Below are 14,964 nucleotides of genomic sequence, written 5' to 3' on the forward strand. Positions count from 1 at the left end.
CTTCCGCACTCACGCACTTCTGCGTCCGGCGCCAGCCGCGCGGCAACGCGGATCCCCTGGACGCCGTCACCGGGCGCGTTCGCGGCCCTCCGGCGAGCGGCGGCCGGACGGCAGCGGACGGAAGTCGAACAGCTCGGGGCGGTGGTAGTGGCCCGTCACGTCCAGCGTCATCCCCTCCTCGCGGGTGCGCCCCAGGTCCAGCTCGGCGAGGAGGATCCGCGGCTCGTCGTAGACCGGCTCCACCACGTAGCCGCCGTCCGGGCCGATGACGGCGCTCCCGCCGCGGAGCACCCACTGGTCCGGGTGCGCGACCCGCTCGGGGTGCGGCTCCAGCTCCGGGGGGAGCGCCGAGGCGCGCATCAGCGACCCCGCGGCCAGGACGTAGCAGCGGCCCTCGAAGGCGTAGTGGCGGCTCGCCACCTGGTGCATCTCGTGGGCGGTGGGCCACACCGCCACGTGCACGTCCTCGCCCGACTCGTGCAGCGCCTGGCGGGCGAGCGGCATCCAGTGCTCCCAGCAGACCAGCCCGCCGATGCGGGCCCCCGGGACGTCCGCCGCCTGCAGCCCCTCGGCGTCGCCCGCGCCCCACACCAGGCGCTCCGTGTAGGTGGGCATCAGCTTGCGGTGGTGGTTGAGGAGCCGGCCTTCGGGGCCCAGGGTGAGCAGCGAGTTGTACAGGGTGCCCCGGCCGGGGCCGCGCTCCACCCGCTCGCTCACCCCCACCACCAGCGTGGCGCCCGCGTCGCGGGCGGTGTCCAGGAGTGAGTCCAGCGCGGGCCCCGGGACGGAGATGCTGTTCTCCGCGATCCGGGCGAAGACCGCCTTCACGGGTGCGTGGTCCCACAGGGCCGCGTCCCGGCAGACGTCCAGCCACGCCGGGTAGCCGGGGATCCAGGTCTCCGGGAAGACGATCACCTCCGCGCCCGAGCGCGCCGCCTCCAGCGCCAGCTCGCGCGTGCGCTCCAGCCCGGACTGCAGGTCCGGCGCGACCTCCGCCTGGACGACCGCCGCCGTCAGCCTCCTTCCGCCCATTCAGCCTCCGTTCTCGCATCGTGCAGCTCGCTCCCGGACGGCCCGTCCGGGCCCGGGAGCCAGAGCCGGAACGTCGAGCCGCGCCCCTCCGTGCTCTCCACCGTGATGTCGCCCCCGAGCGCGTGCGCGATCCGGCGGCTGATGGCCAGCCCGAGCCCGGCTCCGTGCGCGGCGTCGGGGTGCAGCCGCGTGAACTCGGTGAAGAGGAGGTGCAGTTTCTCCGCGGGGATCCCCGCCCCCGTGTCGCGCACCTCCACCACCACACGCGGCGCGCCGTCGTTTCCGTCGCGGCCGTCGCGGAGCGACACCCCCACGTCGACCGAGCCCGCGGGCGTGTACTTAACCGCGTTGGACAGGAGGTTTCCCAGCACCTGCCGCACGCGCGCGGCGTCGCTCCGGATCACCGGGAAGGTGTCCGGGAAGTCGCACCGGAGCTCCAGCCCGCTCCCCTCCACCTGCGCGCGGTACTCCTCCACCAGCTCGCGCGCCACCTCGCGCACGTCCACCGGGTGCGCGTCGATCTCGAGCTGGCCCGCTTCGGCGCGCGCCAGCTCCACCAGATCGTCGATCAGGCGCAGGGCGGAGCGGATGGCGCGCCGGCTCCGCTCCACGCTCTGCATCTGGCGGGGCGCGAGCGGACCCAGGATCTCGTCCTCCAGGAGCGCGAGGTGCCCGTCCGCGGCCCCGAGCGGGTTCTTGAGGTCGTGGCTGAACCCGCGGATCAGGTGCGCCCGGCTCTCCACGACCTGCTCCAGCTCCTCCCGCTTCCGTTCCGAGTCCAGCAGGAGGTGGATCTTCCGGAACGCCAGCGAGGCCAGGTTGGCGAAGGTGTGCGCCCGGGCGACCTCGTCGGGCCGGAATCCCGGCCGGTCCGAGCCGCGGACCAGGAAGAGCGCGCCGATCGCCTCGCCCGCGTTGAGGAGCGGGACCACCATCAGCGCGCAGCCGGAGCAGACGTCCGGGAGGCTCTCCGGGAGCGGGGCGGCGCCGCTCCGGGCGTCCAGGAGCAGCTCCGGCTCGCCGCGCTCGATCACCCGCGCCGTCAGCGAGCCCGGGTACGGCATCCGGCTCCCGCACTCCGGCACGGGCGCCCCCGCGATCGCGACCACCTCCACCTCCCGGAGCCCGTCCCCGATCCGCTCCACGAAGGCGCCGTCGGCGCCCGTGGCTTCGAGCGCGCTGGAGGCGACGCGCTCGATCACCTCCTCGATGCTGAAGGTGGCCGTTACCGCCTCCGTCGCCTCGCGGAGCGCGGCCTCCTCGCGGGCCCGGCGCTCCGCCTCGTGGCGGGCGTCGCGCTCGCGCTCCAGCAGGGTCGCCCGCTCCTCCTCCGCCCGCCTGCGTGCGGTGATGTCCTCCGCGATCCCGAAGACCCCGCCGACGTGTCCGTCCACCTGGATCGGCACGTCCGTCATGCTCACCGGCACGCGCTCGCCGTCCTGCCGCAGGATGGCGGTCTCGTAGTACTGCGGCTCGCCGGCGAGGGCCCGCTGGAAGAGGGCGGTGACCCGCTCGCGGTCCTCCGGGACGATCCGCTGGAGCACGGGTGTGCCGCGCAGCGCCTCGACCGAGCTCCCCAGCAGCCGCCCGGTGGCGGGGTTCGCGTCCAGCAGCCGGCTCTCGCCGTCCAGCTCGTAGACCGCGTCGGGGTTGTACCACATGAGCGACCCCACCCGGCGCTGGCTGTTCTCGGCGACGCGCCGTCCCCGCTCGGCCTCGCCCATGAGCGCCCGGTACCGCCATCCGAGCCACGCCACGCCCAGCGCGGCGGCCAGGGCGATGGCGGCGAGGGCGGCGAGGAGCCGCCGCTGGAGCCGCTCGGCGGAGCGGATCGCCGCGCGCCGGTCCGCCTGTACGCGGGCGAGCTCGTCCTCGAACCGGGCGATCCCGGCGAGCACGGACTCGTAGCGCCGCTGCTGGTCGGCGATGCCGGCGAGGAAGTCGGCGGGGGCCATGCTCCCGGCCAGGAGCGCGTCGTGCGGGGCATGCCACTCGGCGACCAGGGACCGCACCGCCACGAGCTGCCGGTCCGCGGAGGGGTCGAGCCGGCGGGTGAGGGGGACGAGCGCCGCGAGCGCCCGCTCCTCGTCGGCGCGCGCCCGGCGCAGGAGCGCCACGAACGAGCGGTCGCCTGCGAGGAGGAAGCCGCGGACAAGCGCGTCCTCCCGGGAGATCGCGAAGTCGAGCTCCCTCGCCAGGGTGCGGGCCGGCTCGGCCGCGGACTCGATCACGCCGCGGTGCGCCTCGACGCGCCTCCCGGTCCAGTACGGCACCAGGGCGAGCGACACCAGGGCGATCACGGCCAGGCCGAAGGCGAGGACGGTCGGCCACAGGGGCGCCGGACGGGCCCGGGGCTCGTCCACGTCTGCTCGGTTCGGGTCGGTACTCCCTTCGATCAACGATCCTCCTCCGGCCGTGTCCTCGTCGCGTGGATCGCCGTTGGAGGGCACCTCCCGTGCCAGGCGCGAGAGGGGCCGTGCTGCTCAGCGCCTCCGGTCCAGCCCGTCCAGGACCGCCTCGGCCACGGCGCCGAACACCAGGTGTCCCATGAACCCACGTGCGTGGGTCTGCCAGGGGAACGCCGCCGGTCCCGGGGCGAAGCCCAGCAGGGGGATGAGTCCCTCGTCCACCGTGAGCGAGAAGGCGGCACCGAACGCCAGCCCCCCGCCCGCGCGGACCGAGGGGAAGCGCGGGCGGAGGACGCCGTACAGCATGCCGCCCCCGATTCCCACGCTCCACTGCAGGACCGTCCCCGCGCTCTGCCGCCGGTGTTCGGACAGGGGGACGCCGACCAGCGCCGCGCCCCCCTCCGCCATGACTTCCAGCGCGGGGACGCCTCCGCGGGCCCGCGTCTCCCGCTCGCGCGCGTGGCGGTCCTCCCGGTCGTACATCCGCTGCAGCACGTGGTCCATCGCCCACCACGCCGCGGCGCCGGCGAGCGCGCCCCGTGCCAGGTCGCCGCCGATGCCGCCCGGCCGGCTCACATCACCCGGTCCAGCGCGTTCAGCGTGGCGTGGGTGGCGGCGCCGAGGACAAGGTGCCCCACCAGGCCGCGCAGGTGGGCCTGCGGCGGGTACTCGGTCGGCTTGCCGGACGTGCCGAGGATGGGGTTCAGCCCCTCGTCCTGCGCGAGGAAGAGGGCGAGCCCGTACAGCATCCCACCGGCTGCGCCCACCGCTCGGACCCGGTTGCGGAGCACGCCGTAGGCGGCCCCGGGCATGATCCCCAGCCCGTAGTGCACGGCGATCCCGGCCGGGTGCGGCTGCTTCGGGGTGAGCTCCTTCCCCATGGCCTCCGCCGCCCGGTTGGCCATGACGTGCGCGGGGTCCAGTCCCCCCGGCCGGGCCTCCCGCTCCTGCTGGAGCGCCCGCGGGTCCTCGCGGTCCCACATCCACCAGGTCACCTTGTCCAGGGCCCAGACGCCCACCGCGCCCGCCAGCGCTCCCTTGACCATGTCTCCGACCATGTCGTCGTTCCTGCCGGCGTTCCTGGTACGCATCCTCGCCTCCCCTGTGTTGCGTTGAGCAGTCTCGGCCCTGAAGGCCGGGCAGGTCGGGGGGGCAAGGCACGTGCCATGCAACGCCTGGCTATCTCGTTATTCTACATCGTTTTATGACCTGGTGGCCCTCTGGTCGACATGGACGAGACGCCGGTGGCCGACCTTCCTCCCATGCCCTGGCGCCTGCGTGTGGAGGGGCTGGTGCTGATCACCCTGCACTGGGTGGACGTGGAGCGGGTCCGGGCGCTGGTGCCGCCCGAGCTCAGAATCATGCGCTTCCTGCCGGGGAAGACCCTGGGCGGGCTCTTCCTGGCCCGGTACGGCCCCGGCTCGGAGCTGGAGTACGACGAGCTGATCGTGAGCGGCGCGACGGTGTGGCACGCGGGGCGGCCCGCCGCCTGGGCGACGCACCTCTTCGTGGACGAGGCGCGCTCGGTGGAAGGGGGGCGGACGCTCCTGGGAGCGCCCAAGCACCTCGCCCCCTTCGCGCGCGACGAGGGCGCGGGGCACCGAGTCCGCGTGGGGGAGGGGGATCGCCCGGTCTGCCGTGTGCTCCACCGGGGACGGCTCCGGCTCTGGCGGCAGCGGGTGCGCCTGGCGGCGCTCCACCGCGACGTGCGGGACCCCTCCGGCCGAACCGTCGTGGCGCACGGCAACGAGCTGCGCGGCCGGTGGGGAGTGACGCGCGCGGAGGTGGAGATCCCGGAGCGGAGCCCGCTCCAGGGCCTCGGCTTCGGGAAGCCGGTCCTGAGCCTCTGCGGGAGCGGCGTGGAGGCGGTGCTGGGGGGCGCGCCCTTCCTCCCGCCCCGCCGTCTCGCCGTCAGCCCCCCCGGAGGCGCGTAGCGCCGCCCAGCACCCGCGCGGCCACGAAGCCCAGCGCCGCCGCCGCGAGGGCGGACTCCAGCGGGAGGACGCGCACCGTCTCCCGCACGGTCAACCCCTTCCACCCCGGCGCCTGCCACCCTGCGCGCACCGTGGCCGGGATCCGCTCGGAGGGCGAGTCCAGGTTGTCGTCCGCGTCGGCGGGAACCCCTGTGTACGTGAACCCCTCCCCATGGTGGAGGAGCCAGTCCCCGAGCGCCGGGAAGGCCGCGTTCAGGGCGGCGAGCGGCCCCGCCCAGCCGAAGTACCGATGCCGGTCGCCGGTCTCGGCCAGGTGGGCGATGGCGCGCGCGGCCTCGAGCGGATCGGCCACGGGAGGCGCGGGCTTGGGGACCACGCCCAGCTTGCCGCGGCCCTGGTCGTAGATGGGCGTGTCCACCGTGGGCGGGTAGAGGACGGAGAGCGAGACGCCGCTCCCCAGGATCTCGGAGCGCACCGCCTCCGTGAAGCTGGCGATGGCAGCCTTGGAGGCGGTGTACGCGCTGGTGTAGGGCACCCCTCGCTTCGCCGCCACGGAGGAGACCTGCACGATCACGCCGGAGCCCTGGCGCAGCATCAGCTCCAGGGCGCGCTGGGTGCCGTTGACCACCCCGACGAAGTTGACGTCCAGGACCCGCCGGTACTCGTCGAGCGAGATGTCCTGCACCCGCCCCTGGATGTACACCCCGGCATTGTTCACCCAGGTGTCGATCCGGCCGAAGCGACGGACGGCCGCGGCGGCCACGGCCTGGAGGTCCTCCTGGCGGGTGACCTCCCCGGGCACGGCGAGCGCCTCTCCACCTGCCCCTTCGATCTCGCGGACCACCTCTTCCAGCGCCTCGGCCCGGCGCGCGGTCAGCACCACCCGGGCGCCCCGGGCCGCCAGGTGCAGCGCCGTGCACCGGCCGATGCCGCTGGACGCGCCGGTGACGACGACCACCTGTTCGGACAGCGGCTTCGGCATGAGGGAGCCTCCCTTCGGGTTCGCTGCGCGGACGGAGCGCCCCGGAGGGGGCAAGAAGCACACCGTTCGAAGTGGCCGGACCCGGATGGAGCGGTCCGGAGCGCCTCCGGTCCAGAGCTCCTCCCGGGCGCCGGGTCCCTGTCTTGCGAGGCGGCTGGCGGCCACGAGCGTTTGATGACGGAACCACCGACCCCCGAGGAGCTTCTGGTGAACGCGGAGGACGAGCTGCCGGAGGGGGGCGACGCGCGGAATGCGTCGGGGCACGAGTCGTCGCACGCCCTGGAGAGGGAGCGGCTCCGGGCCGAGGCCGCGGAGCGGAGCAGCGCGGAGAAGTCCCGGCTCCTGGGCGCGGTCTCCCACGACCTCCGGACCCCGCTCACCACCATCATGCTCCGGGCAGAGCTGCTGGAGATGGGCCTCCCCCGCGGCGACGCCGCCTCGGCGAAGGAGCACGCCCGGCACATCCAGGAAGCGTCGGAGCACATGCTCTACCTGGTGGAGCAGCTGCAGAGCTTCGTGCGGATCGAGTCCGGGAGGGCCGCCGCCTGGAGCCAGCCGGCCGACCTCGCGGAGCTCTGCCGCGGCGTGGCTCGCTTCGTCCACCCCCAGGCCGCGCAGAAGGGGCTCGCCCTCGACGTGCGGGTTCCGGAAGGGGCGGTGCCGGCGGTGACCGACGCCGTCAAGGTGCGGCTCATCCTGCTGAACCTGCTCTCCAACGCGGTCCGGTTCACGCAGCGGGGCGGGGTCGGCCTCCGGATCCGCACCCGCCGGGACGAGGCGGTGTTCCACGTCTGGGACACCGGCGTGGGGATCCCCCCCGAGCACCTGGAGCGGATCTTCGAGCCGTTCTGGCACGGGGCCGACTCATCCGGGAGCGAGTTCCGCGGATCGGGGTTGGGGCTCCCCATCGCGCGGAGCCTGGCGGAGCTGCTGGGCGGGCGCGTGCGGGTGCGGAGCCGCCCGGGGGTGGGGAGCTGCTTCTCGGTGCGACTGCCGCTGGGGACGGGGGAGGGGCGGCGCGGGGAGTGAGGCGGGGCTGTCCGCTCCCCGGCGCCGCTGCCGGTCGGCGCGTCGTGAGCCTCGCCAGGGAGCACTTGCGCCACGGGCGGGTGCAGCCGACATTGGCTCGTCCTCCTCCCCACGCTCTGCGCTCCCGCCCTCCCCGCCTGCGCCCGATGCGGCTCCGCCTCCTGCTGATCCTGCTCCTGGCGACCGGATGTGCGCCCCCTGGCGACGCATCGGTGGACGTCGTCACGCCCGAGTGGCTGGACGCGCGGCGCGAGCTCCTGGAGGCCGGGCCTTCGGCCCGGCGGACGCGGCTGCTGCGCCTGCTGGAGCAGCGGCTCCGGACCGGCACGCCGGAGGAGAAGGAGCTGATCCTCTGGCGCACGCAGGACTACCGGATCGTCGACCTGCTTCCCGCCGCCATCGAGTCGCTCGCGGACACCACGACCGCACCCTTCCACGGGGACACCGGCTGGGGCCGGACGTACCGCCACGCCGGCTACGTGATCGGGTTCCTGGCCTACACGATGGACACCGCCATCAGCCGGGAGACGTACCACTCTCCCGAGTACTCCTTGTTGACTGGCGCGGTCGGCGACCCGCACCAGACACCAGGCCGGGTGGAGGAGCTCCAGCGGCACTGGACACGGTGGTGGGAGGGGTTCATGCGCCGGAGGATCCCGCCGGAGCGGGCGATCTCGCGGGCGCGCGGCGCCGCTCGCGTGGGCCGGCGCGCGGATGTCCGCCTGGAGGAGACGAGGGATGCGTGGGTCGTCACCCTGCTCGGTGAGGGCCCGCGTCCGCCTGCGGACGGCGCGGCGAAGGCGGCGGTCGTGAGCGTGGACAAGTGGACGGGGAACGTGCTGGAGGTCTCCCCCGGGCGGTGACGCACCTTACGTGGAGCACGGCTCCACGCGGCCATCCGGCGCGTGCCGATCGGCCGGCAATCTTTCAAATCCTACGGACTCCCGGAAATGCGACGCTTTTCCATGTGGCTCGGACTCGCTGCGGTGACGTTTTCCCTCGGCTGCGCCGCCGAGGCCCAGCTCCCCGCTCGCGCCTCGAGCGAGGAGCTGCTGCAGCTTTTCCAGGAGAAGGAAGCCGCGCTGCGGAACACGCCGAAGGCAGACCAGGTGCGCGCGTTCGGGATCTTCTTCGAACAGGCGGACGGCACGTATGCGGAAGAGAAGGGGGCGGTGCTCATACGGCCGCAGGAAGACGAGTCGTTCCTGATCGGCTACTACATGCCCCGGGAGGCCGGCGACTTCGAGCGCATCGGCGAGCCCGTCCGGCTCAGCGGGGCTCGCGTCCCCCACGTGGGGAATCCCCGCGGCACGGGCACCTGCCTGCGGGCCCCTCTGCTCGACCGCTCGGGGGAGTGGTTCGGATGCGTGGAGCGGGGGAAGGTGGTCACGGGGGTGGAGCAGCCCTGAGCACCTCCGGCTCGGGCGGACAGGCCTGGCGCCGTTCCCCACCGCGCCAAAGCTGCCATGCGGGTGGTGGGCGGTCTCACTGCTGCCGGCCGGGACTCCGCTCAGCCTCCTTTCGCTGGCGCGTGGCACGGATTCTCTCCCGGAGGATCCGCTCACGCTCACGATCCCGTTCCTGGTTCTCGATCTCCAGCTCCTGGAACGCTGCCCCATCCTCCGGGGTGACGATCCTCCGGCCCGTGACCATCACCTGGAGACCACGGTGATGGAATGCGGTGTCGTTCCCGAGCACGGGGATCCTCCGCCCCAGGACCGTGGTCCGGCGCGCCGCGACCTCCCGGCTCCGCGCCTCGGCGGTGCTGTCCCGGTGGGCGAGGATGGCGGCGTGGGCGTCGGCCTGGAGCCGCTCGTGCGCTGGCCGTGGTGTGGGGGAGGGGAGCGCGCGCCCATCCACGTAGAGGCGTGGATCCCGCAGCCCGCTCCGGGAGGGAGGCTCCGCCGCTTCGCGCGCCGACGGAGCTGCTTCCGGGGATGCGGAGCCGGCATGCTCTGGCGCCGGAGAGTCGGTCCCCTTCGGGGGCTCCGGCTCGTTCCCCTGACCGATGGGGGCCCGGTGCGGCGGCGTGTGGGAGCCGGCGGACGACGCGGGCTCCCCCGTGGCGGGGCGGGCAGGGGGGACCGGCGGGAGCGGGGGAAGGTCGAGATACACCACCTCCTCCCGCGGGGCCGCCGGGCGGAGGGGTGGGAGCGGGACGGCGCGCTCCTGCCGCTCCCATCCGAGCAGCAGGAGCGAATGCACCACCAGCGAGACGGCGACCGCTGCCGCCTCGGGCCGGCCCCAGGGGGCACGCCGCGCCGGATGCCTCTCAGTCACGGCGCTCCAGGCCGGAGATCCGCTCCCGCTCCCTACCTCTCCGCCCCCACGTTCTTCGCGTCCACGTAGAAGTTCGGGTCCACCCGGAACGCCGCGGGGTCCGGCAGGCTCACCCGCGCCGTCTTCCACGCGGTGGTCGGGCGGATGGTGGTGAAGGCATCGCCGGAGAGCGTCACCCTCACCGGCATGTCGAAGCCGGGGACCACGTTCGCCCAGCGGTACGACAGCGTGGATCCCTCCATCCGGTACTCCAGCACCGGAACCATGGTGGTGGTCAGGTACTGCCGGAACACCCGGCTCAGGTCGATCCCGGATTCGCGGCTGATGTACTCCTGCACCTGCCGCCCGGTGACCGTCTTCCGGCCGAACTCCGAGTTCAGGCCGCGCAGGATGGCGCGCCACTTCGCATCGTCGCCGATCACCTGGCGGATGGTGTGGAGCATGAGCCCGCCCTTGTCGTACATGTCGCCCGAGCCCTCGTGGTTCACGCCGAAGACGCCGACGATGGGCCCGTCGTTCTGCACGTTCCGGCGGCCTCCGCGGGCGTAGGCGAACCCCGCCTCCTTCCCCTGCTGGCACTCCGTGTAGAGCGCCTCCGAGTAGTTGGTGAAGCTCTCGTGCACCCACATGTCCGCGATGTCGCGCGTGGTGACGTTGTTCCCCCACCACTCGTGGCCGGCCTCGTGGATGATGATGAAGTCCCACTGCAGCCCGTGCCCCGTCCCCGAGCGGTCCCTCCCCAGGTAGCCGTTCTGGTACTTGTTGCCGTAGGCGATCGCACTCTGGTGCTCCATCCCCAGGTGCGGCGTCTCCACGATCTTGAAGCCGTCCTCGTACCACGGGTACGGGCCGAACCAGTGCTCGAAGCACCGCAGCATGGGCTTCACCTGCTGGAACTGCACGCGCGCCTTCTCCAGGTTCACTGCCAGCGGCCAGTAGTCCAGCGTCAGCGTCCCGCGTTCGCCCTCGTACCTGTCGCCGAAGTGCGCGTAGGTGCCCGCGTTCACGGCCACGTTGTAGTTGTTGATGGGGTTCTTCACGAACCACTCGTACGTCGTGGTGCCGTCCCCGTTGCGGGTGGTGGAGCGGAGCCGCCCGTTGGAGACGTTCACCATGGGGTCGGGCACCGTGACGGCGATGCGCTGGCTGTCCGGCTCCTCCACCTGCGTGTCCTTCGTCGGCCACCACGCGCTGGCGCCCAGCCCCTGCACGGCCGTGGCGACCCAGGGGTCGCCGGCCGGGTCGCGGGTCCAGACGAAGCCGCCGTCCCACGGGGCGTTCTTCGCCACCGGCGGCCGGCCGTGGTAGTGCACGGTGACCGTGCGCGTCTCGCCCGCGCGCTGCGGCGAGGCCAGCGTCACGAAGAAGGCGTCGCCGTCGCGGCGGAAGGCCAGGCGGCGGCCGTCCTGCACCACGCTGTCCACCTGCAGCGGCTCCTGCAGGTCGATCTGCATCTCGCGCGCGGGGCGCAGCACGCGGTAGGTGATGCCGTTCCGCCCGCGGACGCTGCTGTCCGCCGGGCTGACGCGCACGTGCAGGTCGTAGAAGGTCGCGTCCCACCAGGCGCGCGCCGGCCCGATGGAGCCGCGCAGCGTGTCGGCGCGGGTGAAGCGGGGGGTCTCCTGCGCCGGGGCGACAACGGCGCCGGAGGCGAGGAGCAGGGCGAGGAGGAAGACGGTTCGCATGATAGCCGCGGGTGAAAGACGCGGGCCGCGCGGGGATCGCACGGCCCGCCTCGCTGAAAGGTCGGCCGGGGGGCCGCGGAGTGCAACCCGCGCTCCGATCGGTTGTTCCGCGCCCTACGCCACGGCCGCCGCCGCGGCGCGCCCCGCCGCGCGCCCGGAAAAGATGCACCCGCCCAGGAAGGTGCCCTCCAGCGCGCGGTAGCCGTGCATCCCCCCGCCGCCGAAGCCGGCCACCTCCCCGGCGGCGTAGAGCCCGGGGAGCGGCTCGCCGTCCGCGCGGAGCACGCGCCCCGCCAGGTCGGTCTGCAGCCCGCCCAGGGTCTTCCGGGTGAGGATGTTGAGGCGGACGGCGATGAGGGGGCCGGCCGCGGGATCCAGGAGGCGGTGGGGCCGCGCCACGCGGATCAGCCTGTCGCCCAGGTAGCTGCGGGCGCGGAGGATGGCGGCGACCTGCGCGTCCTTCCCGAAGGGGTTGTCCAGCTCCCGGTCGCGCGCGGCCACCTCGCGCTCCAGGGTGGCGAGGTCGATCCGCGCCTCTGCCACGAGCTCGTTCATCCCCCGCACCAGCTCCGGGAGAGTGTCGCGGACGATGAAGTCCACCCCTTTCCGCTTGAACGCCTCCACGGGGGGCGGCGCCCCCTTCCCGACGCGGCCCAGCACCCCTCGCACGCTCTTGCCGGTGAGGTCGGGGTTCTGCTCCGAGCCGGAGAGGGCGAACTCCTTCTCGATGATCTTCTGGGTCAGGACGAACCAGGAGTAGTCGTACCCCGTCTTCATGATGTGCTCCAGCGTCCCGAGCGTGTCGAAGCCGGGGAAGAGCGGGACGGGGAGGCGGCGGCCGCGTGCGTCCACCCAGAGCGACGAGGGCCCCGGGAGGATGCGGATCCCGTGGTGGGTCCAGATGGGCGCCCAGTTCTCGATCCCCTCGGTGTAGTGCCACATCCGGTCGCGGTTGATCACGCTGCCTCCGGCCGCTTCCGCGACGCCGAGCATCCGCCCGTCCACGTAGTCGGGGACCCCGGCGAGCATGCGCGCCGGCGGCTCGCCCAGGCGCTCCGGCCAGTTGCGGCGCACCATCTCGAAGTTGGCGCCGATCCCGCCGGAGGTGACGACCACGGCCTGCGCCTGTAGCGCGAACTCGCCCACGACCGTACGCGAGCTGGGGGTGCCGCGCTCCGCGCCGCTCGGCTCCAGCACGTCGCCGCGGACGCCGTCCACCGCGCCCCCGGCGGAGGTGAGCTCCGTCACCCGGTGGCGGAAGCGGAAGGAGAGCAGCCCCCGCCGCTCCCCCTCACGCACGCGGCGGACGAACGGCTCCAGCACGGCCGGACCGGTTCCCCAGGTGACGTGGAAGCGCGGGACCGTGTTGCCGGGCCCCGTTGCGGTGTAGCCGCCGCGCTCCGCCCAGCCCACCACCGGGAAGAAGCGCATCCCCTGCGCGTGCAGCCAGGCGCGCTTCTCCCCGGCGGCGAAGTCCACGTACGCCTCCGCCCAGCGCCGCGGCCAGTGGTCCTCCTCCCGGTCGAAGCCGGCGGTGCCGAGCCAGTCCTGCCAGGCCAGGTCGCGCGAGTCGCGCACCCGCATGCGCCGCTGCTCCGGCGAGTCCACCAGGAACAGCCCGCCGAACGACCAGAACGCCTGCCCGCCCAGCGACGCCTCCAGCTCCTGGTCCACCACGACCACCCGCCGCCCGGCGTCCACCAGCTCCGCGGCGGCCACCAGCCCCGCCAGCCCCGCACCCACCACGATCACGTCGGCGTCTTCGGCACTCATCGGGTCACGCTCGTCCTCGCGGGGAAGGGAACGTCGGGACGGGACCTACTGCGTCTGCACGATCTCGTCGGTGATGCGGTACCCGCCGTCCAGCCAGCGGACGATCTCGCGCGCGCCGGGGTGGTCCACCCCCTCCCAGCGCTCGCGGAGCATCGCCTCCTTCTCCCCCAGCCGGTCCAGGCCCACGTCCTGGAGCGTGAGCAGGTCCTCGCGGAGGCGCTCCCCCAGCTCCGGCCCGAGCACCTCCGCCGCCGCCCGCCGGAACGCCTCGCCGTAGGAGTAGTCCTCCCCCTGGCGGTAGCTCTCGGCCAGCGTCAGGGCGGGGATGCGGGTGAGGGTCGGCTGCAGCGCCGGGTTGATGCCGTGCGCGGCCACCAGGGGGGCCATGGAGGCGGGGCGGCCGGTGAAGCCGCGCAGGTGCAGGTACTGCGACATGCGCTGCCCGTCGTTCACGGGGTAGTTGTCCCAGAGGAAGGGCCTGCGGCCGAGCTGCTCGGCCACGCGGCGGAGGTGCCCCGGGGACCACTGCCGCGACACCACCTCCTCGCCGGTCCAGAGCACCTCGATCCCCGTGTCCAGCGCGGCCCCCAGCCGCTCCAGGTATCCCGGCGGCCGCGGGTCGAAGACGCGGTCCAGCACCGGGTCGTCCGAGTAGTAGCTCGGGCAGGCCAGGACGCGGTCCGCCCCCGTGCGCTCCGCCGCCCAGTGCACGATCTCCACCTGCCGCTCGGCGAGGTCGGGGGTGTCGCCCCGCATGTCGTCGAAGAGGACGGCCAGGTCGCGCACCCCCAGCTCGTCGAAGAAGGCGAGCTTGCGGCCGAGCGCCTCCCGCGCCGCCGCGTCGAAGTCCACGTACGCCTCGTAGGGGCTCACGCCCACGCCGAAGCGCACCCCCGCGTCCCGGCACCGCTCCGCGAGCCCGGCGAGGCCGCGGACGGCCGCCTCCGGGTGCGGCTCCCGCCAGCGGCGGCGCAGGTACGGGTCGGCCTTGGGGGCGTAGAGGAAGAAGCGGTAGCCGTGGGGCGCGAGGAAGGCCACGGCCTCCCCGCGCTCCTCCCACGTCCACGGCCTGCCGTAGAAGCCTTCGATGATGCCGAGCTCCACGTCCATCGGGCGACCCTCCCGGTTCGGGGCTGTGCGGCGGCCCCCTGTCGATGCTCCGTCCCGCCCGGTACCTTCCGGGACCGGCGTCCGCCGCGAGCCCGAAGGGTACGGCGCGCCCGGGCCGCAGTCAAACCCGGGAGCGGCGGCCGGAGGGGCCGGGCTGGACCGTTTTCTGCAGAGTGCCCGCGCGAAACCGGCTGCGGCCTGCGCGCGGGCGCCGTCACCGTCACGGCGGCAGGGGAGGGGAGAGCGTGGGCGAGACGCGGGGGCGGGAGGACGCCGGAGGGCTCCGGCGCACCCTGCTGGCGCTGCTGCTGCTCGGCATCGTGGGGCTGGCCGCGGAGCTGCTCCTCCTGGAGCACACCGAGTCGTTCCAGCAGTGGGTGCCGCTGGCCGTGCTCGGCGCCTCCCTGGCGTGCGCCCTGGCGGTCGCGGCGCGGCCGGGGCCGCGGACGCTGCGGTGCTTCCAGGCGTGCATGGCGCTGTGCATCGTCGCGGGCGTCGTGGGGCTCGCGCTGCACCTGCGGGGCAACGTGGAGTGGGAGCTGGAGTCGGACCCGTCGCTGCGCGGGCCGGCGCTGCTCTGGGAGGCGCTGCACGGCGCCACCCCCGCGCTCGCGCCGGGCGCCCTGGTGCAGCTCGGCCTGCTCGGGCTCGCGCTCGTGTACCGCCACCCGGCCCTGCGCCGCCACCCCGAACCGGAGAAGCCATGAGCCGAACCCGCACCTCCACCATCG

General features: G+C 74.0%; 14 protein-coding genes. 5 read left to right on the plus strand and 9 right to left on the minus strand.

Annotated elements, in window-relative coordinates; all coding sequences use genetic code 11:
* Window positions 1-66: 66 nt before the first annotated feature.
* The 4 genes from VGR37_12820 to VGR37_12835 form a co-directional block, all read right to left on the minus strand.
* The gene (locus VGR37_12820; GenBank protein ID HEV2148280.1) at window positions 67-1,032 is read right to left on the minus strand and encodes a carbon-nitrogen hydrolase family protein; all 966 of its coding nucleotides are present in this window, start codon (window positions 1,030-1,032) and stop codon (window positions 67-69) included.
* The gene (locus tag VGR37_12825) at window positions 1,014-3,431 is read right to left on the minus strand and encodes an ATP-binding protein (GenBank protein HEV2148281.1); all 2,418 of its coding nucleotides are present in this window, start codon (window positions 3,429-3,431) and stop codon (window positions 1,014-1,016) included. The genes VGR37_12820 and VGR37_12825 overlap by 19 nt, the downstream gene beginning before the upstream one ends.
* Window positions 3,432-3,515: 84 nt before the next feature.
* Entirely contained in the window at window positions 3,516-4,016 is a 501-nt protein-coding gene (locus VGR37_12830) for a DUF1440 domain-containing protein (GenBank protein HEV2148282.1), read from the minus strand.
* Entirely contained in the window at window positions 4,013-4,531 is a 519-nt protein-coding gene (locus tag VGR37_12835; protein ID HEV2148283.1) for a DUF1440 domain-containing protein, read from the minus strand. The genes VGR37_12830 and VGR37_12835 overlap by 4 nt, the downstream gene beginning before the upstream one ends.
* A gap of 153 nt (window positions 4,532-4,684) precedes the next feature.
* Here VGR37_12835 and VGR37_12840 point away from each other — a divergent pair, with 153 nt between their 5' ends.
* Window positions 4,685-5,374: an acetoacetate decarboxylase family protein gene (locus VGR37_12840; protein HEV2148284.1), complete on the plus strand. Its 690-nt coding sequence runs from the start codon at window positions 4,685-4,687 to the stop codon at window positions 5,372-5,374.
* Here VGR37_12840 and VGR37_12845 read toward each other — a convergent pair.
* Window positions 5,352-6,356: an SDR family oxidoreductase gene (locus VGR37_12845; GenBank protein ID HEV2148285.1), complete on the minus strand. Its 1,005-nt coding sequence runs from the start codon at window positions 6,354-6,356 to the stop codon at window positions 5,352-5,354. The genes VGR37_12840 and VGR37_12845 overlap by 23 nt on opposite strands.
* A gap of 174 nt (window positions 6,357-6,530) precedes the next feature.
* Between VGR37_12845 and VGR37_12850 the strand changes: the two genes are divergently transcribed.
* The 3 genes from VGR37_12850 to VGR37_12860 all read left to right on the plus strand — a co-directional run bounded on the left by VGR37_12850 (window position 6,531) and on the right by VGR37_12860 (window position 8,794).
* A complete protein-coding gene (locus tag VGR37_12850) occupies window positions 6,531-7,385 on the plus strand; it encodes a HAMP domain-containing sensor histidine kinase (protein ID HEV2148286.1) in 855 nt (284 codons plus the stop codon).
* 146 nt (window positions 7,386-7,531) lie between these two features.
* Window positions 7,532-8,248, plus strand: a complete 717-nt coding sequence (locus tag VGR37_12855; GenBank protein ID HEV2148287.1) for a hypothetical protein — start codon at window positions 7,532-7,534, stop codon at window positions 8,246-8,248.
* Window positions 8,249-8,371: 123 nt separating this feature from the next.
* A complete protein-coding gene (locus tag VGR37_12860) occupies window positions 8,372-8,794 on the plus strand; it encodes a hypothetical protein (GenBank protein ID HEV2148288.1) in 423 nt (140 codons plus the stop codon).
* 76 nt (window positions 8,795-8,870) lie between these two features.
* Here VGR37_12860 and VGR37_12865 read toward each other — a convergent pair whose 3' ends face one another.
* The 4 genes from VGR37_12865 to VGR37_12880 all read right to left on the minus strand — a co-directional run bounded on the left by VGR37_12865 (window position 8,871) and on the right by VGR37_12880 (window position 14,233).
* Window positions 8,871-9,665: a hypothetical protein gene (locus VGR37_12865; GenBank protein ID HEV2148289.1), complete on the minus strand. Its 795-nt coding sequence runs from the start codon at window positions 9,663-9,665 to the stop codon at window positions 8,871-8,873.
* A gap of 32 nt (window positions 9,666-9,697) precedes the next feature.
* Window positions 9,698-11,350, minus strand: coding sequence for a M1 family metallopeptidase (locus tag VGR37_12870; GenBank protein HEV2148290.1), 1,653 nt, complete (start codon window positions 11,348-11,350; stop codon window positions 9,698-9,700).
* A 114-nt stretch (window positions 11,351-11,464) separates the two neighbouring features.
* Window positions 11,465-13,123, minus strand: coding sequence for an FAD-binding dehydrogenase (locus VGR37_12875; GenBank protein ID HEV2148291.1), 1,659 nt, complete (start codon window positions 13,121-13,123; stop codon window positions 11,465-11,467).
* Between the two features lie 45 nt (window positions 13,124-13,168).
* Entirely contained in the window at window positions 13,169-14,233 is a 1,065-nt protein-coding gene (locus VGR37_12880; GenBank protein ID HEV2148292.1) for a beta-N-acetylglucosaminidase domain-containing protein, read from the minus strand.
* Between the two features lie 245 nt (window positions 14,234-14,478).
* Between VGR37_12880 and VGR37_12885 the strand changes: the two genes are divergently transcribed.
* A complete protein-coding gene (locus VGR37_12885) occupies window positions 14,479-14,940 on the plus strand; it encodes a hypothetical protein (protein HEV2148293.1) in 462 nt (153 codons plus the stop codon).
* Window positions 14,941-14,964: the final 24 nt, after the last annotated feature.

The sequence above is a fragment of the Longimicrobiaceae bacterium genome, from assembly GCA_035936415.1.
Taxonomy (GTDB): Bacteria; Gemmatimonadota; Gemmatimonadetes; order Longimicrobiales; family Longimicrobiaceae; genus JAFAYN01.

What these genes read in the sequence shown, in the direction of transcription:
- VGR37_12820 (HEV2148280.1), bottom strand. Translation starts at nt 1,032, where the DNA reads ATGGGCGGAAGGAGGCTGACGGCGGCGGTCGTCCAGGCGGAGGTCGCG.
- VGR37_12835 (HEV2148283.1), bottom strand. Translation starts at nt 4,531, where the DNA reads ATGCGTACCAGGAACGCCGGCAGGAACGACGACATGGTCGGAGACATG.
- VGR37_12845 (HEV2148285.1), bottom strand. Translation starts at nt 6,356, where the DNA reads ATGCCGAAGCCGCTGTCCGAACAGGTGGTCGTCGTCACCGGCGCGTCC.
- VGR37_12850 (HEV2148286.1), top strand. Translation starts at nt 6,531, where the DNA reads ATGACGGAACCACCGACCCCCGAGGAGCTTCTGGTGAACGCGGAGGAC.
- VGR37_12855 (HEV2148287.1), top strand. Translation starts at nt 7,532, where the DNA reads ATGCGGCTCCGCCTCCTGCTGATCCTGCTCCTGGCGACCGGATGTGCG.
- VGR37_12870 (HEV2148290.1), bottom strand. Translation starts at nt 11,350, where the DNA reads ATGCGAACCGTCTTCCTCCTCGCCCTGCTCCTCGCCTCCGGCGCCGTT.
- VGR37_12875 (HEV2148291.1), bottom strand. Translation starts at nt 13,123, where the DNA reads ATGAGTGCCGAAGACGCCGACGTGATCGTGGTGGGTGCGGGGCTGGCG.
- VGR37_12880 (HEV2148292.1), bottom strand. Translation starts at nt 14,233, where the DNA reads ATGGACGTGGAGCTCGGCATCATCGAAGGCTTCTACGGCAGGCCGTGG.